The following is a 22226-nucleotide window of genomic DNA, read 5'->3' on the forward strand; positions in this document are numbered from 1 at the left end:
CCTCACCTCCTCCAAGGGGAGCTGGACGCTTCCAGACCCTACCTGGGTGGGTGTCGATTGAAACCCCTAGATCACAAAGACTGTCGGGGTGTGTCCGATCTTCACCCTTGCGCTCTCCCTCACGCCAGGGGAATACCCACCGAACATGATTGGAAAGCTGCCGGAGGTAGGGTCGAAGTGTTCAACACCCGTCAGAGCCCTCATCGTTCCCGTACGGCTCGGCAAACAATCGGCAGGAGTTATGGGCGTACAGCAGGAAGCCGGTGTCGGTGGCGAGGCGCTGGAGGTCTGGATCGACCAGGATCTCTGTACCGGTGACGGCATCTGCGCGCAGTACGCGCCGGAGGTGTTCGAGCTGGACATCGACGGTCTGGCGTACGTCAAGAGCCCTGATGACGAGCTTCTGCAGGACAAGGGCGCCACGGCGCCGGTTCCGCTGCCGCTGTTGACGGACGTGGTGGACTCGGCGCGGGAGTGTCCGGGCGACTGCATCCATGTGCGGAGGGTCGCGGACGGGGTCGAGGTCTACGGCCCGGACGCCGGGTGAGCGGTCGGGTACCGGCTGTGACGGCTGTCTGGTTTCCCACAGCGGTCGGTGGCCTGGTTCAGACGCTGTGGGTGGCGGCGGGGGTGGAGCGGACGAACGCGTGGTCCTGCCACCGCCACTTGGCGCTCTCCTCGACGTCCGGGCAGCAACTGGGCACGTCGGCCGAGGAATAGCCGAGGTAGTCGGCGAGGACGGCGCCGTCGTCGACGGACAGGGCGGTGACGGTGCGGCGTTCCTTGGGGTCGACGAGTGTGGCGACGACCCGGGGGTTCGTGGCGCCGGTGGCCTGGGTGAGGACGTAGACGCCGTCGGGCGGGGTGCCCATGGGGGCGTCGCAGTGGACCACGGCGACTGTTTCCGGCCTGCCGTCGCCGTCCAGGTCCCCGGAGGCTTTCTTCATCACCAGTGCCTTCACCGGGCCGCACTCGATGGGGAAGTCGACGCCCGTGGTGGCCGGGGCGGCCGCGGTGACGGGCGCGGGGGTCGCGCCGGGGGCGCTCGCCTGGGCGGCGGTCGCGGGGCCGGGCTGGAACACCGAGGACAGGGCCACGACGCCGGCGACGGCGGTGGCCGTCGCGATCCAGTGGATCGGCCGGGTGTGAGTGTGTGCCAGTTCCGGGACGGCGGATTGCTGCACGAGGAGCGTCTCCTGTGAGGGCTGTGCCGGTAGGGGGCTGTGCCGTTGGGGGGCCTGCATCGTGCCACACGTCACAGTGCGGGGAACAGGGGGGTCGGCGATACCGGGCGGTGCCCTGGGGCGGCGCCAAACCGACGATGCCGTGGCCCAGTTCCGCAGGTTCGCGGGAACTGGGCCACGGCGTCGGTTCGTTGGTGCGGCGTTCGGTCGCCCCGGGTGGCTAGCGGGTGCCTCCGTCGGCGTTGGGGCCGGTGTAGTCCTCGCCGTAGGCACCCTTGGCGGGGCGGCGGCGGCGCATCGGCGGCTCGACGCCGTCGGCCAGGCGGCGGGCGGTGAGGAGGAAGCCGGTGTGGCCGATCATGCGGTGGTCGGGGCGGACGGCCAGGCCCTCGACGTGCCAGTTGCGGATCATCGTCTCCCAGGAGGTGGGCTCGTTGAAGGAGCCGATCTCGCGGATGGACTCGACGGTCCGGGCGAGCTGGGTGGTGGTCGCGACGTAGCAGCACAGGATGCCGCCGGGGACGAGTGCCTTGGAGACGGCCTCCAGGCACTCCCAGGGGGCGAGCATGTCGAGGATGACGCGGTCCACGTCGGTGTCGCTCAGGTTGTCCTGGAGGTCTCCGACGGTGAGCTGCCAGGCGGGGTGCGGGCCGCCGAAGTAGCGCTCCACGTTCTGCCGGGCGATCTCCGCGAAGTCCTCGCGGCGCTCGTAGCTGTGCAGCATGCCCTGGTCGCCGATGGCGCGCAGCAGGAAACTGCTGAGTGAGCCGGAGCCGACGCCGGCCTCCACGACGCGCGCGCCGGGGAAGATGTCGGCGAAGGCGAGGATCTGCCCCGCGTCCTTGGGGTAGACCACGGCGGCGCCGCGGGGCATGGACAGGACGTAGTCGGGGAGCAGGGGGCGCAGCGCGAGGTAGGCGACGTTCCCGGTGGTGCGGACGACGCTGCCCTCGGGAGCACCGATCAGTTCGTCGTGCGGGAAGGAACCCTTGTGGGTGTGGAAATTCTTCCCGGCCTCGAGCGTGAACGTGTAGTGGCGGCCCTTGGGGTCGGTCAGCTGAACCTGGTCCCCGACCTTGAAGGGCCCGCGCCTGCGGGCGGCACCGGTCGGTTCGGACATGTGAACAGCCTACCGGGATCTGCGGGGGTCGCCGACCACCGGGGCCGCCGCTAGGAGGGCCTGGCCATGGCCTTCACGAAGGCGCGCTCCACGTCGGCCGCGGAGAGGACGCCGTAGATCTCGCCGGTCTCCTCGACCACCAGGTATTCGGTGGCGGGGGTGGCGCGCAGGGCGTCCAGGAGGTCCTCGCCGGCGAGTTCGGCGGAGACCCGCATGCCTTCGGTGAGGTCCTGGGCTAGGCCGCTGACCGCGACCCAGGGGCGGCGGTGTTCGGGTACGCCGACGATGGCGGCCTCGCGGACCAGGGAGAGGGGTTCGCCGTGGGCGTCGACGACGACCAGGGCGCGGGCGCCGGCGTCGTTGGCCCGGCGCAGTGCCTCGGAGAGCGGGGTGTCCGTCTCGACCGGGACCGCGCGGCGGGTGAGGTTGCGGGCGCGCAGTTCGGGGAGGTGCTCGCGCAGGCGGGCCATGCGCAGGCTGTTGCCGGCGCCGGTCCAGATGATCGCGGCGAGGATGGCCGCGAGCAGGGCGTCCAGGACGGTGTCCATGCCGACGCTGTCCTCGGCCTGGGAGCCGAGCGCCCCGGACTGGGTGAGGAGCGGAAGGCCGATGAGGACGGAGACGGCAAGGGCGCGGCCGACCCAGGCGGCGGCGACGGTGCCGGTCATGGGCTTGCCGGTGATCTTCCAGACGACGGCGCGGAGCATGCGGCCGCCGTCGAGCGGGAGTCCCGGCAGGAGGTTGAAGATCGCCACGATGAGGTTGGAGACCATCAGCCCGGCCAGCAGGACACCGGGGACGGTGCCGGGCTCCACGGTCTGCATGGCGAGGTAGAAGAGGCCGGCGAGCAGCAGGGAGAGCAGGGGGCCGACGAAGGCCAGCACGAACTCCCGGCCGGGGGTCTCGGCCTCCTTCTCGATCTCGGAGACGCCGCCGAAGAACTGGAGCTGGATGCGGCGGACCGGGAGCTTGAAGCGGAGGGCGGCGATGGTGTGCGCCAGCTCGTGGACGAGGACGGAGGCGTAGAAGGCGACCGCGAAGAAGAGCGCGACGAGGTAGCGGGCGGCGCCCAGCTCGGGCAGCACGCGGTCGAGCTGGCCGCCGAACACCCAGGTGATCAGTGCGGCGACCAGGAACCAGCTGGGCGCCACGTAGACGGGGACGCCGAAGGGGCGTCCCATCAGCAGGCCGCCGCGGGACTCCGAGGGGCGCGGGGGGCGGCGGCCCTTGGCGGGGGTGGGGGCTTCACCGAGGGCGGGGGTGCTGTGGGCGTGGGGGCGGTCCGGGTGGAGGTCGTGGACGTCGTGGACGTCGGGGACGGCCGGGGTCCGGCGGGCCGTCGGGTCCGGGGCGCTGTCTGGTTGCGCCCCGGGCTTTCCGGCCGGCTCCGTCGTGGCCGGCTCCGTCGTCTGCCGGTCCGTCCCGGCACGCCCGGTCTCCCGCGCCGCCTGGCCTTCCTGGCCCCCCTGGCCCCCGCGGTCCCACCGCTCCTGCCGGGGCGTCTCGTCCGCCGTCTCTTTCGCAGGAGCGGCCTGCCGCTCCGTGGGGGTGCCGTCGGCCTCGGCGGTGGTCTCCTCGGAGGCCACCGGGGGCGCAGGTGTCACGTGGTGCCCGGCCGACTCTTCGCTGCCCGGCCGCGGCCGCCCGCTCCCGCCGCTTTCCACCACGGTGTCCCCTCGTTGGTTGCGACTCCCGCTCCTGCCGGGCGGGAGGGTCTGGGACCGATGGTATGCGTCCGTCGGGACGCGTTCGGCTCCGGCACCCCTGTGTTTTCACGGCTGTCGCCCCTGCCGTCGGCGGTGTGGGGTCACTGTCGGTGGCGGGCCGTAAGGTCTGTGGCATGGAGAGCAGCAGCGAGGGTGTCGCCCGGTCCGGCGACGGGGACGGTGTGGGGAGCCCGCCGGGGGTGGCGGCCGGGGAGACGGACGTGGCGGCGGTGCGGGCCGCCGGCGGGAGGGCCGTCGTCCCGGCGGCGCCCGCCTCGCTGTCGCCGTCGCGTGCCGGGGACTTCATGCAGTGTCCGCTGCTGTACCGGTTCCGGGTGATCGACCGGCTGCCGGAGAAGCCGAGCGCGGCGGCCACCAGGGGCACGCTGGTGCACGCGGTGCTGGAGCGTCTGTTCGACGCGCCGGCCGCGGAGCGGACCGCCCCGCGGGCCAGGTCGCTGGTCCCCGGTCAGTGGGAGCGGCTGCGCGAGTCCCGGCCGGAGGTCGTGGAGCTGTTCGCCGACGATCCCGAGGGCGAGCGGCTGGCCGGCTGGCTGGCCGAGGCCGAGCGGCTGGTCGAGCGGTGGTTCACGCTGGAGGACCCGACACGGCTGGAGCCCGCCGAGCGGGAACTGTTCGTGGAGACCGAGCTGGAGTCGGGGCTGAAGCTGCGCGGGATCATCGACCGGGTCGACGTGGCCCCCACCGGCGAGGTGCGGATCGTCGACTACAAGACGGGCAAGGCGCCCCGGCCCGAGTACGCCGAGGGCGCGCTGTTCCAGATGAAGTTCTACGCGCTGGTGGTGTGGCGGCTGAAGAACGTGATCCCCCGGCGGCTCCAGCTGGTGTACCTGGGCAGCGGTGACGTGCTGACGTACGACCCGGTGCGCGCCGATCTGGAGCGGGTCGAGCGCAAGCTGCTCGCGCTGTGGGAGGCGATCCGGCTCGCGACGGAGACGGGCGAGTGGCGGCCGCGTCCGACGAAGCTGTGCGGGTGGTGCGACCACCAGGCGCACTGCCCGGAGTTCGGCGGCACTCCCCCGCCGTATCCGCTGCCGGTGCGGCCGGCCGGGGCTCCTCCGGCCGCGGGCGGGGGGACCGTTTCGGCGTAGGCGTCGGTGAGGGCGGCCGGGTCCGGCGTTGTCGCGCAGGGCAGAATGGGGCCGGACTACCGAAGGAGACTTACGTGGCCATCCGCGTCCTACTGGTCGACGACCAGCCGCTGCTGCGTACCGGCTTCCGGATGATTCTGGAGGCGGAGCAGGACATCGCGGTGGTCGGTGAGGCCGGCGACGGCCTCCAGGCCCTCGACCAGGTGCGGGCTCTGCAGCCCGATGTGGTTCTGATGGACATCCGTATGCCCCGCATGGACGGGGTGGAGGCGACGCGGCAGATCACCGGGCCGGGCCGGGACGGGCCGGCGAAGGTGCTGGTGCTGACGACCTTCGACCTCGACGAGTACGTGGTGGAGGCGCTGCGCGCCGGGGCGAGCGGGTTCCTGCTCAAGGACGCGCCCGCCAACGAGCTGGTGCAGGCGATCCGGGTGGTGGCGGGCGGCGAGGCGATGCTCGCGCCGAGCATCACCCGGCGGCTGCTGGACAAGTACGCCGCGCATCTGCCCTCGGGCGACGAACCGGTGCCGGACACGCTGCACACGCTCACCGACCGCGAGGTCGAGGTGCTCAAGCTGGTGGCGCGGGGTCTGTCGAACGCGGAGATCGCCGCGGACCTGTTCGTCAGTGAGACGACCGTGAAGACGCACGTCGGGCATGTGCTGACCAAGCTGGGTCTGCGCGACCGGGTGCAGGCCGCGGTGTACGCCTACGAGAGCGGTCTGGTGCGTCCCGGAGCGCAGTAGCTGGCGGTAGTCCGGAGCGCAGTGGCGCCGGTCCCGTCCCCGGACGGCACGGAGGGCGCCCCTTCCTGACAAGGGGCGCCCTCCGCGTTCGTGCGGGCCTGCGGCCGGGGCGTCACCGCCACCGGCGGTACGGCCGTCCTGCGGCGTTCGGCAGGACGGAGGCCGGCCCCGCCGCGACGGACGGGACCGGCCACTGGTCGCGCATGTTCACGTGCGGTTCCCCCACCGCCGTGCCGGTGCTTCCGGGGCCGTCGTGGACGGCCCCGGGAACGAGGGTTCCGTCACTCGCTGACGCCGCGGGACAGCTCCCACAGCTGGAGGGTGGCGGAGGAGTTGAGCACGTAGGCGGTGCCCGTGACGTCGTCGCGGGAGGCGACGTACTGCTTGCCCTGCCACAGCGGCAGGATCGGGACGTCCTCGGCGACGATGTCCTGAATCTCCGTCAGCGTCTTGCCGGCGGACAGGCGGTCGGCCTCGCGGCGGGACTCGGGGATGAGCTTGTCGATGACCTCGCGGTTCTGGTACGGCGACTTGAGGAAGTTGTCCTTGTCGAGGAACGGCGCGATGTAGCTGTCGCCGTCGGCGAAGTCGGGGAACCAGCCCATGCCCCAGACGTCGTACTCGCCCTTGCGCTCGGCCGGGACGAAGGCGTCCCAGGCGGCGCCCTCGATGGAGACGTCGAACAGGCCGCTGTCGTTGAGCTGCTTCCTCAGCAGCTCGAACTCCTTCTTCGTGGCCGGGCCGTAGTGGTCGGTCGTGTAGTGCAGCGTCAGCTTCACCGGGGTGGTGATGTCGGCCTTGGACAGCAGGGTCTTGGCCTTGCTGACACTGGCGTCGCCGTACTTGTTGAAGAACGAGTTGGAGTGGCCGGTGACGGAGGCCGGGACCAGCGAGTAGAGGGGCTCGGCCTGGGAGCCGTACACGTCGGTGACGAGCTCGCCGCGGTTGATGATCTGGGCCATGGCCTGGCGGACCGCCTTGTCCTTCACCGTCGGGGCGGCGGTGTTGAAGGCGAGGTAGCGGATCTCGAGGCCGGCCAGTTCGACGATGTCGACGCTGCTGTCGGAGGAGGCGTCGGAGAGCTTCTGGATCTGCTCGGGCGACATGGTGCGGGTCATCACGTCGATGTCGCCCTTGTCGATGGCGGTGCCCATCTCCTCGGCGTCCGCGAAGGAGACCATCTCGACCTTGTCGTTCTTCACCTCGAGGGCCCCCTTGTAGTCGGGGTTCTTGGTGAAGACGGCGCGGGTCATCTCGTCGCCGTCGGTCTCGGCCTTGAGGGTGTACGGGCCGGAGCCGTCGACCTCGAAGCCGTCGCGCAGCTTGCCCTTGTCGTAGTCGTCGGGGTTGACGATGCCGGCGACCGGGGTCGACAGCTTGAACGGGAAGGTGGCGTCGGCGGTGTTGAGGTGGAAGATGACTTCGTTGTCACCCTTCGCCTCGACGGTGTCGACGGTCGACAGCAGGGCGAAGACGCCGGAGTCGGCCTTGATGGCGCGGGCCCGGTCGATGGAGAACTTGACGTCCTCGGCGGTGACGGCGTCGCCGTTGGCGAACTTCAGGTCCTTGCGGAGCTTGCAGGCGTAGCGCTCGTTGCCGGTGTCGGTGAAACCACAGCTCTCGGCGGCCTCGGGGACGGGTTCGCCCTCCCCCTTGGGCTGGATCATCAGGGTCTGCACGGTCTGGCGCAGGATGTTCCAGGTGCCGACGTCGTAGGAGTAGGCCGGGTCGAGGGGCGCCGGGGCGTCCTTGGTGGCGGTGAACCGGTCGGTGGTACCCACGACGATGGCGTCGCCGCTGCCGCTGCCGCTGTCGGACCCGCCACAGGCGGCGAGCACGGGCGCGAGCAGACCTGCCACGGCCGGCAGCACCAAAGTCTTGCGGTTCATGCTCGAGTTTCTCCAGAGCTGTCAGGTCCGTGTACCCGGCATGCAGGGGTGTCGCGGCGGATCACGGGGGTAGGGGCGATGTTCTCGCGACGAGATTAGTCCGCACCTGCACGAGGGTTCGCAGCCACCGGAGTTGAAAGCTCATCACGGAGCGAAACCGGGCGCGGACGCACCGAAAACCCGACAGCGGAATGATTCGTGCAGCGTCACACCAATCGGGACACAAGGACACGCCCACACCCCCCGCACGGGGGTGGACTGCACACCCGCGCATCCCTGTCGAGACCCTTGGGCGTGGCGAAGCTCACAGATTCGGCAACGGTCGCACGTAGCGGAATTCGGCCGTCCGTGGCGGGATGAATTCACCGCGCGTGCGGGCGTCGAATTCCCTTGCTATCGGCGGTGCACGCTGGGTGAACGGCTATCGCATTTCCGTCATCGGGGTTCACGGTTGATCTTCCCGGCGATCATTCGAGCGGCATGAGGCCGCGCAGGAATGTCAGGTCGACCTGTTCCAGCGAGGAGACGACGGTCCGTCGACGGGCCGGGGCGATGGGTGTCACGGAGGGTACGGCGACGACGTGGCAACCCGCCGCCTCCGCCGCCGCGACCCCGGTCGCGGTGTCCTCGACGACGGCGCACCTGGTGGGATCCACGCCCAGGCCGGCGGTGGCGAACAGATAGGGGTCGGGGTGCGGCTTGGTGCGCGACACCTCGTCGCCGGCCACCGTCAGCGCGAAGTACTGGGAGCCCAGCGAGGTCAGGACGCGGTCGATGATGCGCCGGTGCGAGGCGGAGACGAGGGCCGTCGGGACCTCGTGCGCCGCCAGCTCGGCCAGCAGCCGGGCGGCTCCCGGCATCAGGGGCAGGTCGCGTCCGATGCGCCGCTCGAAGCCCTCGTTGAGCAGGACGCTGAGTTCGGCGAGGGTGATGTCGGCGCCGGTCGCCTCGATCAGGAACCCGGCACTGCGGCTCATGGGGCCGCCGACCACGACGTGGCGCCAGGAGTCGTCGAGGGTGTGGCCGAGTCCGGCGAAGACCTCGGCCTCGACGTCCCACCAGAATCCCTCGGTGTCCACCAGGGTGCCGTCCATGTCGAGGAGCACCGCCTCGAGGGCCGAGCCTTCGGCCGTCCGGGTTCCGATCGCGGGGACCGTGCTGGTCATCCACGTACCTCCTTGAGGGACGAGCAGGCCGGTTCCCCCGGGGGAACCGGCCTGCAGTGGACCGACCAGTGTACGACTTGTCCGATCAATGTGCAGAACGAGATGCACCGGACGGTGCCCGGCGCCTCACCGTGCGTTGAAGTACTTCGCCTCCGGGTGGTGGATCACGATGGCGTCCGTGGACTGCTCGGGGTGGAGCTGGAACTCCTCGGAGAGGTGGACGCCGATCCGCTCGGGCCGCAGCAGTTCGGCGATCTTGGCGCGGTCCTCCAGGTCGGGGCAGGCGCCGTAGCCGAGGGAGAAGCGGGCGCCGCGGTACTTGAGGGCGAACATCTCCTCGACGTCGGCCGGGTCCTCACCGGCGAATCCCAGCTCCGACCGCACGCGCGCGTGCCAGTACTCGGCGAGGGCCTCCGCGAGCTGGACGGACAGGCCGTGCAGCTCGAGGTAGTCGCGGTAGGCGTTCGACTCGAAGAGCTTGGCGGTCTCCTCGCCGATGCGGGAGCCGACGGTGACGACCTGGAGGCCGACCACGTCGGTCTCCCCCGACTCCTCCGGGCGGAAGAAGTCCGCCAGGCACAGCCGGCGGCCGCGGCGCTGGCGGGGGAAGGTGAAGCGGGTCCGCTCGTTGCCCTGTTCGTCCAGGATGATCAGGTCGTCGTCCTTGGACACACAGGGGAAGTAGCCGTAGACGACGGCGGCTTCGAGCAGGTTCTCGGTCTGGAGCCGGTCCAGCAGTCCGCGCAGCCGCGGCCGGCCCTCGGTGTCGACGAGTTCCTCGTACGTCGGGCCGTCACCGGCGCGGGCCTGCTTGAGGCCCCACTGGCCCTTGAAGAGGGCGCCCTCGTCGAGCCAGGAGGCGTACTCCTTCAGCTGGATGCCCTTGATGACGCGGGTGCCCCAGAACGGCGGCTCGGGGACGGGGTTGTCGGTGGCTACGTCGGAGCGGACGTGCCCCTCCTCCGGGCGTTCGTCGACCTCGACGGCGGTGGCGCTCGCGCGGACCCGGCGCTGCCTGAGCTCGGGCAGCGCGGCACCGGGGACACCCCGCTTGACGCCGATGAGGGCGTCCATCAGGCGCAGGCCCTCGAAGGCGTCGCGTGCGTAGCGGACCTCGCCCTCGTAGACCTCGTGCAGGTCCTGCTCGACGTAGGAGCGGGTCAGGGCGGCGCCGCCGAGGATGACGGGGTAGTTCGCCGCCAGGCCGCGCTGGTTGAGCTCCTGCAGGTTCTCCTTCATGATCACCGTGGACTTGACCAGGAGTCCGGACATGCCGATGACGTCGGCGCGGTGCTCCTCGGCGGCCTCGAGGATCGCGGAGACCGGCTGCTTGATGCCGAGGTTGACGACGGTGTAGCCGTTGTTGGACAGGATGATGTCGACGAGGTTCTTGCCGATGTCGTGGACGTCACCGCGGACGGTGGCCAGCACGATGGTGCCCTTGCCCTCCTCGCCCTCGACCTTCTCCATGTGGGGTTCGAGGTGGGCGACCGCGGTCTTCATGACCTCGGCCGACTGCAGGACGAACGGCAGCTGCATCTGGCCGGAGCCGAACAGCTCGCCGACGACCTTCATGCCGTCCAGGAGGGTCTCGTTGACGATCTCCAGGGCGGGGCGGCTCGTGAGGGCCTCGTCGAGGTCCGCCTCCAGGCCGTTGCGTTCGCCGTCGATGATGCGGCGCTTGAGGCGCTCGTCCAGCGGCAGGGCGGCCAGTTCCTCGGCGCGGCCCGCCTTGAGGGACTTGGTGGTGGCGCCCTCGAACAGGGCCATGAGCTTCTGGAGGGGGTCGTAGCCCTCCCTGCGGCGGTCGTGGATGAGGTCGAGGGCGGTGGTGACCTCCTCCTCGGTGAAGCGGGCGATCGGGAGGATCTTGGACGCGTGCACGATCGCCGAGTCCAGGCCGGCCTTGACGCACTCGTCGAGGAAGACCGAGTTGAGCAGGACGCGGGCCGCCGGGTTGAGGCCGAAGGAGATGTTCGACAGGCCCAGGGTGGTCTGGACGTCGGGGTGGCGGCGCTTGAGCTCGCGGATCGCCTCGATGGTGGCGACGCCGTCCCCGCGCGACTCCTCCTGACCGGTGCAGATGGTGAAGGTCAGGGTGTCGATGAGGATGTCCTCCTCGCGGATGCCCCAGTTCCCGGTGAGGTCGTCGATGAGCCGTTCGGCGATCTCGACCTTCTTCTCGGGGGTGCGGGCCTGGCCCTCCTCGTCGATGGTGAGGGCGATCAGCGCGGCGCCGTGCTCCTGGGCCAGCCGGGTGACCCTGGCGAAGCGGGACTCGGGGCCGTCGCCGTCCTCGTAGTTGACGGAGTTGATGACCGCGCGGCCGCCGAGCTTCTCCAGGCCGGCCCTGATGACCTCGACCTCGGTGGAGTCCAGGACGATCGGCAGGGTGGAGGCGGTGGCGAAGCGGCCGGCGAGTTCCTCCATGTCGGCGACGCCGTCGCGGCCGACGTAGTCGACGCACAGGTCGAGCATGTGGGCGCCTTCGCGGATCTGTTCGCGGGCGATCTCCACGCAGTCGTCCCAGCGGCCCTCCAGCATGGCCTCGCGGAACTTCTTGGACCCGTTGGCGTTGGTGCGCTCGCCGATGGCCAGGTAGGCGGTGTCCTGGCGGAAGGGGACGTTCTGGTAGAGCGAGGCGGCGCCGGGCTCGGGGCGGGGGTCGCGCTCGCCGGGGGTGAGGCCGCGGACGCGCTCGACGACCTGGCGCAGGTGCTCGGGGGTGGTGCCGCAGCAGCCGCCGATCAGGGAGAGGCCGTAGTCGCGGACGAAGTTCTCCTGTGCGTCCGCCAGCTCGGGGGCCGTGAGCGGATAGCTGGCGCCGTCCTTGCCGAGCACCGGCAGGCCCGCGTTCGGCATGCAGGCGAGCGGGATGCGGGCGTTGCGGGCCAGGTAGCGCAGGTGCTCGCTCATCTCGGCGGGGCCGGTGGCGCAGTTCATGCCGATCATGTCGATGCCGAGCGGTTCCAGGGCCGTCAGGGCGGCGCCGATCTCGGAGCCGAGCAGCATGGTGCCGGTGGTCTCCACGGTGACGGAGACGATGAGCGGTACGTCCAGTCCGGCGTTGCGGCGGGCGCGCTGGGCGCCGAGCACGGCGGCCTTGGTCTGGAGCAGGTCCTGGGTGGTCTCGACGATCAGGGCGTCGGCGCCGCCGGCGAGGAGGCCTTCGGCGTTCTGCTGGTAGGCGTCGCGCAGGGTGGTGTAGGCGACGTGCCCGAGGGTGGGCAGCTTGGTGCCGGGGCCGATCGAGCCGAGGACCCAGCGGGTCCGGCCGTCGCGTGCCGCGAAGGAGTCCGCCGTCTCGCGGGCGATGCGGGCGCCCGCCTCGGACAGTTCGTGGACCCGTTCGGGGATGTCGTACTCGGCCATGGCGGCGAAGTTCGCGCCGAAGGTGTTCGTCTCCACGCAGTCCACGCCGGCGGCGAAGTACTCCTCGTGCACCGAGCGCACGATGTCGGGCCGGGTGACGTTCAGGATCTCGTTGCAGCCCTCGAGGTTCTGGAAGTCCTCAAGGGTGGGGTCCTGCGCCTGGAGCATCGTGCCCATCGCTCCGTCGGCCACCACCACTCGGGTGGCGAGGGCCTCGCGGAGCTCGGACACACGGGTCCGGCTGTCGGCGGAAGGGGTCGGCGGCACAGAGGCCATGTAAGGGCTCCCTCGGGTGCGACGGCTGTCGGCTTCACGGCGCCCCGTGGTGGCTCCCGGACCGTCCCCGCGGGGACGGTCCGGGAGCTTCCCGTGCGGGGCGCTCGCGGCCAGGGTAGCCGGGACGGGGGGCTTATGGTCAGGGCGTCCACGGGCCGGACCGGGATCTCCCCCTGTTGCCGGCGGGGGACGTGTGGTGCGACGGGATGACGGGATGGCGACCGAACCATTAGCGGGAGGTCGGCATGGACCGGTAGTGTTCGACAATGCCGAACGACGGCAGTACTGGCTGCGCGTGGACGGCCGAAGGGGACGGAGGCGGAACGGCGATGGCACGGAACATCCAGTCGCTCGAAAGGGCGGCCGCGATGCTGCGACTGCTCGCGGGCGGTGAGCGGCGGCTGGGCCTGTCGGACATCGCCTCGGCCCTGGGCCTGGCCAAGGGCACCGCCCACGGCATCCTGCGCACGCTCCAGCACGAGGGTTTCGTCGAACAGGACGACGCCTCCGGCCGCTACCAGCTGGGCGCGGAGCTGCTGCGCCTGGGCACCACCTACCTGGACGTGCACGAGCTGCGCGCGCGTGCCCTGGTGTGGACGGACGACCTGGCCCGCTCCAGCGGCGAGAGCGTGCATCTGGGTGTGCTGCACCAGCAGGGTGTGCTGATCGTGCACCACGTCTTCCGGCCCGACGACAGCCGGCAGGTCCTGGAGATCGGGGCCATGCAGCCGCTGCACTCGACCGCCCTGGGCAAGGTGCTGTCGGCGTACGACCCGGTCGCGCACAGCGAGGCCGTGGAGGCCGACCGCAAGCCGTTCACCGAACGCACGGTGTGCGAGCCGGAGGGCTTCGAGCAGCTCCTCGACCTCACGCGCGCGCGGGGCTACGCGGCGGACGTCGAGGAGACCTGGGAGGGCGTCGCCTCCATCGCCGCGCCCATCCACGACCGGCGGCGCATGCCGGTGGGGGCGGTCGGCATCACCGGCGCCGTGGAGCGCGTGTGCCGGGACGGCGAGGTGCGGCCCGAGCTGATCGCGGCCGTACGGGACTGCGCCCGCGCCGTGTCGCGGGACCTGGGCGCCGGGCGGTTCTGAGACCTGCGCGGGAGCACACCGGGACGTCGGGACGGCGTTCCGGCCGTCGTCGTACCCGGCGAGGGACGTTCAGGGCGGGACGGGCGCCCCGCGCGGCTCAGGTGGGCGAGGTTCCGCCGCTCCGGCCGATAGGCGCCGACGATCAATAACGATCGCATTTTCGATAACAGGACCCTTGACGCACCCGTGACGCCGGAGCAAGACTCCCGTCCATCGGTCGGCATTGTCGAACACCTACCGGCAATACGCGTTAGAGTGTGACAACGCCAAGGGCCGACATCGCTCTCATCCCGAGGGCAGTTCGAACTCCCGGAGGGACCCGGGGTTCGGTCCCCTGGACGAAGGACAAAGGAGTCGCGGGTGTCCAGCTCCGACATCTTCATCGGCGAGACCATCGGTACCGCCATACTCATCCTGCTGGGTGGCGGTGTCTGCGCCGCCGTCACGCTGAAGGCCTCCAAGGCACGAAACGCCGGCTGGCTCGCCATCACCTTCGGGTGGGGTTTCGCCGTTCTCACGGCGGTCTACACCTCGGCGCCGCTGTCGGGTGCCCACCTGAACCCGGCCGTGACCCTGGCGCTCGCGATCAAGGACGGCGACTGGGGCAACGTCCCGGTCTACTGGGCCGGTCAGCTGCTCGGCGCCGCCATCGGCGCGGCCCTGGTGTGGGTCGCCTACTACGGCCAGTTCCAGGCGCACCTCACCGACCGCGAGATCGTCGGCGGTCCCGGTGCGCAGGACACGACGGCCAAGGCCGTGGAGGCCCAGGAGAAGGGTGCCGGTCCGGTGCTCGGCATCTTCTCCACGGGTCCGGAGATCCGCAACGCGGTGCAGAACCTCGCCACGGAGATCATCGGGACCGTCGTACTGGTGCTCGCCGTCCTCACGCAGGGCCTGAACGACAAGGGCAACGGCCTCGGCACCCTGGGCGCGCTGATCACCGCGCTCGTGGTCGTCTCGATCGGCCTGTCCCTCGGCGGCCCGACCGGCTACGCGATCAACCCGGCCCGTGACCTCGGTCCGCGCATCGTGCACGCCCTCCTGCCCCTGCCCAACAAGGGTGGTTCCGACTGGGGCTACGCCTGGATCCCGGTGGTCGGTCCGCTGATCGGCGGAGCGATCGCCGCGGGTATCTACAACGTCGCATTCGCTTAGGAACATGAGTTTCACGCCGCACCCCGAGCGCGCGCCGTACGTACCGCCCCTCAACCACGGAATCTCCTGGAGCACACTGTGACCGACGCCCACACCGCCGGCCCGTTCATCGCCGCGATCGACCAGGGCACCACCTCCTCGCGCTGCATCGTCTTCGACCGCGACGGCCGGATCGTCTCCGTCGACCAGAAGGAGCACGAGCAGATCTTCCCGAAGCCGGGCTGGGTCGAGCACGACGCCACCGAGATCTGGGCCAACGTCGAGGAGGTCGTCGCCTCCGCCATCGCGAAGGCCGGCATCACCCGCGACGACATCAAGGCCATCGGCATCACCAACCAGCGCGAGACCACTCTGCTGTGGGACAAGAACACCGGTGAGCCCGTCCACAACGCCATCGTCTGGCAGGACACCCGTACCGACGCCCTCTGCCGCGAACTCGGCCGCAACGTCGGCCAGGACCGCTTCCGCCGTGAGACCGGCCTGCCGCTGGCCTCGTACTTCGCCGGCCCGAAGGCCCGCTGGCTGCTCGACAACGTCGAGGGCCTGCGCGAGCGCGCCGAGGCCGGGGACATCCTGTTCGGCACCATGGACAGCTGGGTCATCTGGAACCTGACCGGCGGCGTCAACGGCGGCCGGCACGTCACCGACGTCACCAACGCCTCGCGCACCATGCTGATGAACCTGCACACCCTGGAGTGGGACCCGAAGATCGCCGAGTCCATCGGCGTTCCGCTGGCGATGCTCCCGGAGATCCGCTCCTCCGCCGAGGTCTACGGCGAGATCACCGGCGGCAAGCTGGGCGACCTGCTCGGCGGCATCCCGGTCGCCTCCGCGCTCGGCGACCAGCAGGCGGCCCTTTTCGGCCAGACCTGTTTCGCGGAGGGCGAGGCCAAGTCGACGTACGGCACCGGCACGTTCATGCTGATGAACACCGGTGACAAGATCATCAACTCGTACTCCGGCCTGCTGACGACCGTCGGCTACCGCATCGGCGACGACAAGCCGGTCTACGCCCTGGAAGGCTCCATCGCCGTCACCGGTTCGCTGGTGCAGTGGATGCGCGACCAGATGGGCCTGATCTCCACCGCCGCCGAGATCGAGACCCTCGCGCTGTCGGTCGAGGACAACGGCGGCGCGTACTTCGTGCCGGCCTTCTCCGGCCTGTTCGCCCCCTACTGGCGCCCCGACGCCCGCGGCGTGATCGCCGGCCTCACCCGGTACGTCACCAAGGCGCACCTCGCGCGCGCCGTCCTGGAGGCGACCGCCTGGCAGACCCGTGAGATCAGCGACGCCATGACCAAGGACTCCGGCGTCGAGCTGGCGGCCCTCAAGGTCGACGGCGGCATGACCTCCAACAACCTGCTGATGCAGACCCTCTCGGACTTCCTGGACGCGCCGGTCGTGCGTCCGATGGTGGCCGAGACGACCTGCCTCGGCGCCGCCTACGCCGCCGGCCTCGCCGTCGGCTTCTGGACCAGCACCGACGACCTGCGCGCCAACTGGCGGCGGGCCGCCGAGTGGACCCCCCGCATGGACGCGGACACCCGCGACCGTGAGTACAAGAGCTGGCTCAAGGCCGTCGAGCGGACCATGGGCTGGATCGCCGACGAAGACTGACGAGGAGTAAGAACCGCAATGACCACTGAGTCCCCCCTGAAGTCCGTGCCCGCCCTCGGTGCGCGCCCGGTCTCCGGATCGAACCCGAGCCGTGCCGAGACCCGGGAGCAGCTCGCCAAGGCGTCGTACGACCTCCTCGTGATCGGCGGCGGCATCCTGGGCATCTCCACCGCCTGGCACGCCGCGCAGTCCGGCCTCAGGGTGGCAGTGGTCGACGCCGGCGACTTCGCCGGCGCCACGTCCTCCGCCTCCTCCAAGCTGCTCCACGGCGGTCTGCGCTACCTGCAGACCGGCGCGGTGAAGCTGGTGGCGGAGAACCACTTCGAGCGCCGTGCGGTCTCCCGCCAGGTGGCCCCCCACCTGGCGAACCCGCTCACGTTCTACCTCCCCGTGTACAGGGGCGGGCCGCACGGCGCGGCGAAGCTCGGGGCGGGCGTCTTCGCCTACTCCGCGCTGTCGGCCTTCGGCGACGGCGTGGGCCACCTGCTGTCGCCGGCCAAGGCCCAGCAGGACGTGCCCGAACTGCGCACCGAGAACCTCAAGGCCGTGGCCGTGTACGGCGACGACCAGATGAACGACGCCCGGATGGCGCTGATGACGGTGCGCGCGGCCGTCGAGGCGGGCGCGGTGGTGCTCAACCACGCCGAGGTGACCGGACTGCGCTTCACCAAGGGCCGGGTGACGGGCGCCGAGCTGCGCGACCGTCTCTCCGGCGACGAGTTCGGCGTCAACGCCCGGCTGGTGCTCAACGCGACCGGGCCCTGGGTGGACCACCTGCGCCGGATGGAGGACCCCCAGGCCGCGCCGTCGATCCGGCTGTCGAAGGGCGCGCACCTGGTCCTGAAGCGGACGTCCCCGTGGAAGGCCGCGCTGGCGACCCCCATCGACAAGTACCGGATCACCTTCGCCCTCCCCTGGGAGGACATGCTGCTGCTCGGCACGACCGACGAGGTGTACGAGGGTGATCCGGCGGACGTCGCGGTCACCGAGAAGGACACCGCGCAGATACTCGACGAGGCCGCGTTCTCCATCCGTGACCAGCAGCTCGACCGTGATCTGATCACGTACGCGTTCGCCGGTCTGCGGGTGCTGCCGGGTGGCCCCGGTGACACCGCGAAGGCCAAGCGGGAGACGGTGGTGACCGAGGGCAGGGGCGGGATGCTGTCGGTCGCGGGCGGCAAGTGGACGACCTTCCGGCACATCGGGCGGACGGTCATGCAGAAGCTTCAGGCGCTGCCGGGCCACCCGCTCGGTGACGACTTCGAGCCGGTCTCCGCGCTGCCGAAGAAGCTGCCGCTGCCCGGGGTCGCCAACCCGCGCGCGGTGGCCCACCGGCTGCTCGTCGACCACCCGGCGCCGGGTCCGCGCATGGCGGCCGACACCGCCAGGCACCTGGCCACGCACTACGGTTCGCTGGCCTTCGACATCGCCCGGCTGGCGAACGAGAACCCGGAGCTGGGCGAGCGCGTGCACCCCGACGCTCCGGAGATCTGGGCGCAGGTCGTGTACGCCCGGGACCACGAGTGGGCCGAGACGCAGGACGACGTGCTGCGCCGCCGCACGACCCTGACGATCCGCGGCCTGGCCACGGACGACGTCCGCGCGAAGGTGCAGGACCTGCTCGACAGGAAGTAGCCGCTGCGGCAGGAAGGGGACGGCTCCTCGGCGAGGGGCCGTCCCCTTCCCGTGGCGGGAGGAGAGGGACCGGCTGCCGACGCGACCGCGCCACACCATAATGTCCGCCAGACATCCGATGTCTGAGCGTGGGACAGCGGCGATGCGCGCCAGGGAGGCCGGTCATGGCAGTCACCGACGAGGCGATCGAGAAGATCAAGGGCATGATCGTCTCCGGTGCGCTGCGCCCCGGGGACCGGCTCCCCAAGGAGAGCGAACTGGCCGCCGAGCTGGGCCTGTCCCGCAACTCCCTGCGCGAGGCGGTGCGCGCCCTGTCGCTGATCCGGATCCTGGACGTGCGGCAGGGCGACGGCACGTACGTGACCAGTCTCGATCCCCAACTGCTGCTGGAGGCACTGAGCTTCGTCGTCGACTTCCACCGCGACGACACGGTCCTGGAATTCCTGGCCGTGCGCCGCATCCTGGAGCCGGCCGCGACGGCGATGGCCGCCCTGCGCATCAGCGATCAGCAACTGGACTCCCTGGAAGCCCGGTTGGGCGGACTGGGCGCCACGCCCTCGGTGGCCGAACTCGTCGCCTGCGATGTGGAGTTCCACCGGGGCATCGTGCGCGGCGCCGGCAACTCGGTGCTGTGCTCCCTCCTCGACGGTCTGTCCGGACCCACCACGCGGGCCCGGATCTGGCGCGGTCTGACCCAGGAGGACGCGGTCGCGGGCACCTTGCGCGAGCACCGGGCGATCCTCTCGGCGCTGCGCGACCGGGACGCGGAGGCGGCCGGGTCGTGGGCGACGGTGCACATCGCGAGCGTGGAACAGTGGCTGAGGTCGAGCCTGTGAGCGGCGTCCGGCGAGGGGTGTCCGGGGGTGGTGAACGGGGCAGTGATCCGTTCACTGGCCCGCGCAAGGGGGCTGCGGGCGCCCCCGCCGGACGCCGTAAGGTTGGGTGGTCAGGCGAGGGCACGTCGGAAGGAGGCGCTGGGTGATCGAGCTCGAGGGGGTTCCCGAGCTGATCGACCCGGTCATGGTGGCCGCGTTCGAGGGCTGGAACGATGCAGGCGACGCCGCTTCCACCGCGGTCGCGCATCTGGAGCGGGAGTGGAAGGGCGAGGTGTTCGCGGCGCTGGACGCCGAGGACTACTACGACTTCCAGGTGAACCGGCCCACGGTGTGGTTGGACGCCGGAGTACGCAAGATCACGTGGCCGACGACAAGGTTGTCGGTGGTGCGGGTCGGCGGCGAGAAGCCGCGCGACCTGGTGCTCGTGCGCGGCATCGAACCGTCCATGCGCTGGCGCTCGTTCTGCAACGAGCTGCTCGGCTTCGCGCACGAGCTGGGCGTGGAGCTGGTCGTCATCCTGGGCGCCCTGCTGGGCGACACCCCGCACACCCGTCCGGTGCCGATCAGCGGGACCACGTCCGACGCGGACCTGGCCCGGCGCATGGACCTGGAGGAGACGAAGTACGAAGGTCCCACGGGCATCGTCGGCGTCCTCCAGGAGGCGTGCACGCACGCGGGCGTACCGGCGGTCAGCCTCTGGGCCGCCGTACCGCACTACGTGTCGCAGCCGCCGAACCCGAAGGCCACGCTGGCTCTCCTCAACCGGCTGGAGGACCTGATCGACGTGCGCATCCCGCTGGGCGAACTGCCCGAGGACGCGCGCGCCTGGCAGGTGGGGGTGGACCAACTGGCCGCGGAGGACAGCGAGGTCGCGGAGTACGTCCAGACGCTGGAGGAGGCCCGTGACACCGCGGAGCTGCCGGAGGCCTCGGGTGAGGCGATCGCCCGGGAGTTCGAGCGGTATCTGCGGCGCCGGGACGGCGGCGGGCCGCCCGGCCCCGGGGAGCGGACGCGGCCTCCGAAGCCGCCGAAGCCGAGCGGGGACAGCGCCGACGAGGACGATTCGTCGGAGGACTGAGCGGATCGACGGCACATGGTCGGCCGGGCGGGGCAGGCTGAGCGGGGCCGGACGGGGCGGTGCGGGGAGCGCACCGCCCCGTCGCCGTCCGACCCGGTCCACGGCCACCGCGTCGTGGTCGGTGGCGGGCGTCGGCTCCACGTCGAAGCGCGCGTCGGGCAGGTCCAGGCGGCCGCCGGCCGGCGGCACGGTCTCCACGGTCCGCGGGGCGCCGTGCCGCCCGAGGACCACCTTGTACAGCCGCGGCGCGAAGGAGTCGGTGAACCAGGCGGCGCCCGGCGTGCGGACGACGTCGTTCACGAAGGTGCCGCCGGTGGCGTACGCCTGCTCCGCCTCGCCCGTGCGGGCGTCGGCGGTGCGGATGTCGGCGGTGCGGATGTCGGCGGTGCGGATGTCACCGCTGTCGCCGCCGGCGAGGAGGAGCCGGCCGCCTCGGTCGGTCTTCAGGCCGACGGTGGGGTGCCCGGCACCGAGGCCGGGGACGACGACCGCGCCGCGGCCGGTGACGAGGCCCGCCCGGTGGACCTTCCGTCGGCGCGGGAGCCGACGTGGGCGAACGGGCGGCCGCCGAGGGCGACGCCCTCGGGCTGGAAGCGTCGGGCAGCGGGGACCGGTCCGGCCGGGCGGTCCCGTGCGCTTCGGCGGCCCGCGCGCCGCCGGTACCGATCAGGGCGGCTCCGCAGAGCGCGGCCGCGGTGAGGAGTCCGCGGCGGGCGAGGGAGCAGGGTGCGGGTGTCACGTGCGCGCGTCCTTCCGTACGGTGGGCCGGCGGTGGCCGACGGGACGGTGACGAACGCTCACCCCCCATCACACGACGGGAGTCACCCGGAGCCGACCACACGACCGGGGCGCCTCCTCGCACGGAGGAAACGCCCCGGTCGTACGGATGGCATCCCGGTCGCACGGCCGGCGCCCCGGTCGCACGGCTCCGGTGGTGGGCTACAGCGCCACGCCCAGCAGCGCGTCCACCGCTCGCGACACCACGCCGGGCGCCCCGATGTCCGTGCCGCCCCGCTCCTGCTGGAGCGCGGCCCAGCGGTCGACGGCGGCCAGCGCGGCCGGGGCGTCCAGGTCGTTCGCCAGGGCCGCGCGGATCTCGTCCACCAGGGTTTCGGCGGGCGGACCGTCGGGCCGGGAGACGGCCGCGCGCCAGCGTCCGAGCCGGTCCACGGCGTCCTGGAGGACCTGGTCGGTCCATTCCCAGTCGGCCCGGTAGTGGTGGGCGAGGAGCGTGAGCCGGATCGCGGCGGGGTCGACGCCGTCCTGGCGCAGCTTCGAGACGAAGACGAGGTTGCCCTTGGACTTGGACATCTTCTCGCCGTCCAGCGCGACCATGCCGGCGTGGACGTACGCCTTGGCCATGGGGAACTCGCCGGTGAGCACCTGGGCGTGTGAGGCGCCCATCTCGTGGTGCGGGAAGGCGAGGTCGGAACCGCCGCCCTGCACGTCGAAGCCCATGCCGAGGTGGTCCAGGGCGATGGCGACGCACTCGATGTGCCAGCCCGGCCGGCCGCGGCCCAGTGAGCCGCCGTCCCAGCTGGGCTCGCCCTCGCGGGCCGCCATCCACAGCATCGGGTCGAGCGGGTTCTTCTTGCCGGGCCGGTCCGGGTCCCCGCCGCGCTCGGCGGACAGCAGCCGCATGGCGGCGGCGTCCAGACCGGAGACCTTGCCGAAGTTCGGGTCGGACCCGACGGAGAAGTAGACGTCCCCCTCGAGTTCGTAGGCGGCGCCGAGTTCGCGCAGCCGCTCGATGAGCGGGACGATGCCGGGTATGGCCTCGACGGCGCCTATGTAGTGCCGCGGCGGCAGCATCCGCAGGGCCGTCATGTCCTCGCGGAAGAGGGCCGTCTCCTTCTCGGCGAGGGCGACCCAGTCGAGGCCGTCCCGCTCCGCGCGCTCCAGGAGCGGGTCGTCGACGTCGGTGACGTTCTGGACGTAGTGAACCTGCCGCTTGGTGTCGAGCCACACGCGCTGAACCAGGTCGAACGCGTTGTAGGTCGCCGCGTGACCCATGTGGGTCGCGTCGTACGGCGTGATGCCGCAGACGTAGATACGGGCGACGGGACCGGGGTCGAGGGTGACGAGGCCGCCGGTCGCGGTGTCGTGGATCCTCAGGTCGCGGCCCTGACCAGGCAGGGCGGGGACCTCGGAAGCGGGCCAGGCATGCATGTCATGAGCCTAACCGGAGGGCTCCGCCGGGTACGAACCGGAGCGGGCCGGATGACCGGGAAGGCACTCTT

Annotated in this window: 16 protein-coding genes; 9 read left to right on the forward strand and 7 right to left on the reverse strand. The window is 71.2% G+C overall.

The window, feature by feature from the left end:
* Positions 1-241: 241 nt before the first annotated feature.
* Complete coding sequence (locus tag ACGFQC_RS26685; protein ID WP_363089220.1) at positions 242-547, forward strand: ferredoxin; 306 nt, start codon at positions 242-244, stop codon at positions 545-547.
* Positions 548-605: 58 nt separating this feature from the next.
* Here the strand turns inward: ACGFQC_RS26685 and ACGFQC_RS26690 are convergent, their stop codons facing one another.
* The 3 genes from ACGFQC_RS26690 to ACGFQC_RS26700 form a co-directional block, all read right to left on the reverse strand.
* A complete protein-coding gene (locus ACGFQC_RS26690) occupies positions 606-1184 on the reverse strand; it encodes a hypothetical protein (RefSeq protein ID WP_363089221.1) in 579 nt (192 codons plus the stop codon).
* Between the two features lie 220 nt (positions 1185-1404).
* Positions 1405-2304, reverse strand: coding sequence for a tRNA (adenine-N1)-methyltransferase (locus ACGFQC_RS26695; protein WP_363089222.1), 900 nt, complete (start codon positions 2302-2304; stop codon positions 1405-1407).
* A gap of 50 nt (positions 2305-2354) precedes the next feature.
* Positions 2355-3971, reverse strand: a complete 1617-nt coding sequence (locus tag ACGFQC_RS26700; protein ID WP_363089223.1) for a site-2 protease family protein — start codon at positions 3969-3971, stop codon at positions 2355-2357.
* Between the two features lie 173 nt (positions 3972-4144).
* On the opposite strand from ACGFQC_RS26700, the gene ACGFQC_RS26705 reads away from it, so the two are divergent.
* Together ACGFQC_RS26705 and ACGFQC_RS26710 are read left to right on the forward strand one after the other, a co-directional pair.
* Positions 4145-5122 carry a RecB family exonuclease gene (locus ACGFQC_RS26705; protein ID WP_363089224.1) on the forward strand — a complete coding sequence of 326 codons (978 nt, stop codon included), beginning with the start codon at positions 4145-4147 and terminating at the stop codon, positions 5120-5122.
* Positions 5123-5196: 74 nt separating this feature from the next.
* Complete coding sequence (locus ACGFQC_RS26710) at positions 5197-5868, forward strand: response regulator transcription factor (protein WP_363089225.1); 672 nt, start codon at positions 5197-5199, stop codon at positions 5866-5868.
* Between the two features lie 281 nt (positions 5869-6149).
* On the opposite strand, the gene ACGFQC_RS26715 is transcribed toward ACGFQC_RS26710, so the two are convergent.
* The 3 genes from ACGFQC_RS26715 to metH form a co-directional block, all read right to left on the reverse strand.
* Positions 6150-7757, reverse strand: a complete 1608-nt coding sequence (locus tag ACGFQC_RS26715) for an ABC transporter substrate-binding protein (protein WP_363089226.1) — start codon at positions 7755-7757, stop codon at positions 6150-6152.
* A gap of 467 nt (positions 7758-8224) precedes the next feature.
* Entirely contained in the window at positions 8225-8923 is a 699-nt protein-coding gene (locus ACGFQC_RS26720) for an HAD family phosphatase (RefSeq protein ID WP_363089227.1), read from the reverse strand.
* Positions 8924-9049: 126 nt separating this feature from the next.
* Positions 9050-12571: a methionine synthase gene (gene metH, locus ACGFQC_RS26725; RefSeq protein ID WP_363089228.1), complete on the reverse strand. Its 3522-nt coding sequence runs from the start codon at positions 12569-12571 to the stop codon at positions 9050-9052.
* A 329-nt stretch (positions 12572-12900) separates the two neighbouring features.
* Between metH and ACGFQC_RS26730 the strand changes: the two genes are divergently transcribed.
* The 6 genes from ACGFQC_RS26730 (at position 12901) to ACGFQC_RS26755 (ending at position 19986) form a co-directional block, all read left to right on the forward strand.
* Positions 12901-13665: an IclR family transcriptional regulator gene (locus tag ACGFQC_RS26730; protein ID WP_363089229.1), complete on the forward strand. Its 765-nt coding sequence runs from the start codon at positions 12901-12903 to the stop codon at positions 13663-13665.
* A 360-nt stretch (positions 13666-14025) separates the two neighbouring features.
* The gene (locus ACGFQC_RS26735) at positions 14026-14820 is read left to right on the forward strand and encodes an MIP/aquaporin family protein (RefSeq protein WP_363089230.1); all 795 of its coding nucleotides are present in this window, start codon (positions 14026-14028) and stop codon (positions 14818-14820) included.
* Between the two features lie 78 nt (positions 14821-14898).
* Complete coding sequence (gene glpK, locus ACGFQC_RS26740; RefSeq protein ID WP_363089231.1) at positions 14899-16437, forward strand: glycerol kinase GlpK; 1539 nt, start codon at positions 14899-14901, stop codon at positions 16435-16437.
* 18 nt (positions 16438-16455) lie between these two features.
* Positions 16456-18072: a glycerol-3-phosphate dehydrogenase/oxidase gene (locus tag ACGFQC_RS26745; protein ID WP_363089232.1), complete on the forward strand. Its 1617-nt coding sequence runs from the start codon at positions 16456-16458 to the stop codon at positions 18070-18072.
* A gap of 164 nt (positions 18073-18236) precedes the next feature.
* Positions 18237-18908: a FadR/GntR family transcriptional regulator gene (locus ACGFQC_RS26750; RefSeq protein ID WP_363089233.1), complete on the forward strand. Its 672-nt coding sequence runs from the start codon at positions 18237-18239 to the stop codon at positions 18906-18908.
* A 142-nt stretch (positions 18909-19050) separates the two neighbouring features.
* Entirely contained in the window at positions 19051-19986 is a 936-nt protein-coding gene (locus ACGFQC_RS26755) for a PAC2 family protein (RefSeq protein WP_363089234.1), read from the forward strand.
* Between the two features lie 939 nt (positions 19987-20925).
* Here the strand turns inward: ACGFQC_RS26755 and mshC are convergent.
* Positions 20926-22155 carry a cysteine--1-D-myo-inosityl 2-amino-2-deoxy-alpha-D-glucopyranoside ligase gene (gene mshC / locus ACGFQC_RS26760; RefSeq protein WP_363089235.1) on the reverse strand — a complete coding sequence of 410 codons (1230 nt, stop codon included), beginning with the start codon at positions 22153-22155 and terminating at the stop codon, positions 20926-20928.
* Positions 22156-22226: the final 71 nt, after the last annotated feature.

Origin of the sequence: Streptomyces sp. NPDC048734, from assembly GCF_043198675.1 — a bacterium.
In the GTDB taxonomy this organism is placed as follows: Bacteria; Actinomycetota; Actinomycetes; order Streptomycetales; family Streptomycetaceae; genus Streptomyces.

Coding starts and splice junctions, on each gene's coding strand:
- ACGFQC_RS26750 (WP_363089233.1), top strand. CDS start 18,237: ATGGCAGTCACCGACGAGGCGATCGAGAAGATCAAGGGCATGATCGTC.
- ACGFQC_RS26720 (WP_363089227.1), bottom strand. CDS start 8,923: ATGACCAGCACGGTCCCCGCGATCGGAACCCGGACGGCCGAAGGCTCG.
- ACGFQC_RS26745 (WP_363089232.1), top strand. CDS start 16,456: ATGACCACTGAGTCCCCCCTGAAGTCCGTGCCCGCCCTCGGTGCGCGC.
- ACGFQC_RS26695 (WP_363089222.1), bottom strand. CDS start 2,304: ATGTCCGAACCGACCGGTGCCGCCCGCAGGCGCGGGCCCTTCAAGGTC.
- mshC (WP_363089235.1), bottom strand. CDS start 22,155: ATGCATGCCTGGCCCGCTTCCGAGGTCCCCGCCCTGCCTGGTCAGGGC.
- metH (WP_363089228.1), bottom strand. CDS start 12,571: ATGGCCTCTGTGCCGCCGACCCCTTCCGCCGACAGCCGGACCCGTGTG.
- ACGFQC_RS26685 (WP_363089220.1), top strand. CDS start 242: ATGGGCGTACAGCAGGAAGCCGGTGTCGGTGGCGAGGCGCTGGAGGTC.
- ACGFQC_RS26730 (WP_363089229.1), top strand. CDS start 12,901: ATGGCACGGAACATCCAGTCGCTCGAAAGGGCGGCCGCGATGCTGCGA.
- ACGFQC_RS26715 (WP_363089226.1), bottom strand. CDS start 7,757: ATGAACCGCAAGACTTTGGTGCTGCCGGCCGTGGCAGGTCTGCTCGCG.
- ACGFQC_RS26705 (WP_363089224.1), top strand. CDS start 4,145: ATGGAGAGCAGCAGCGAGGGTGTCGCCCGGTCCGGCGACGGGGACGGT.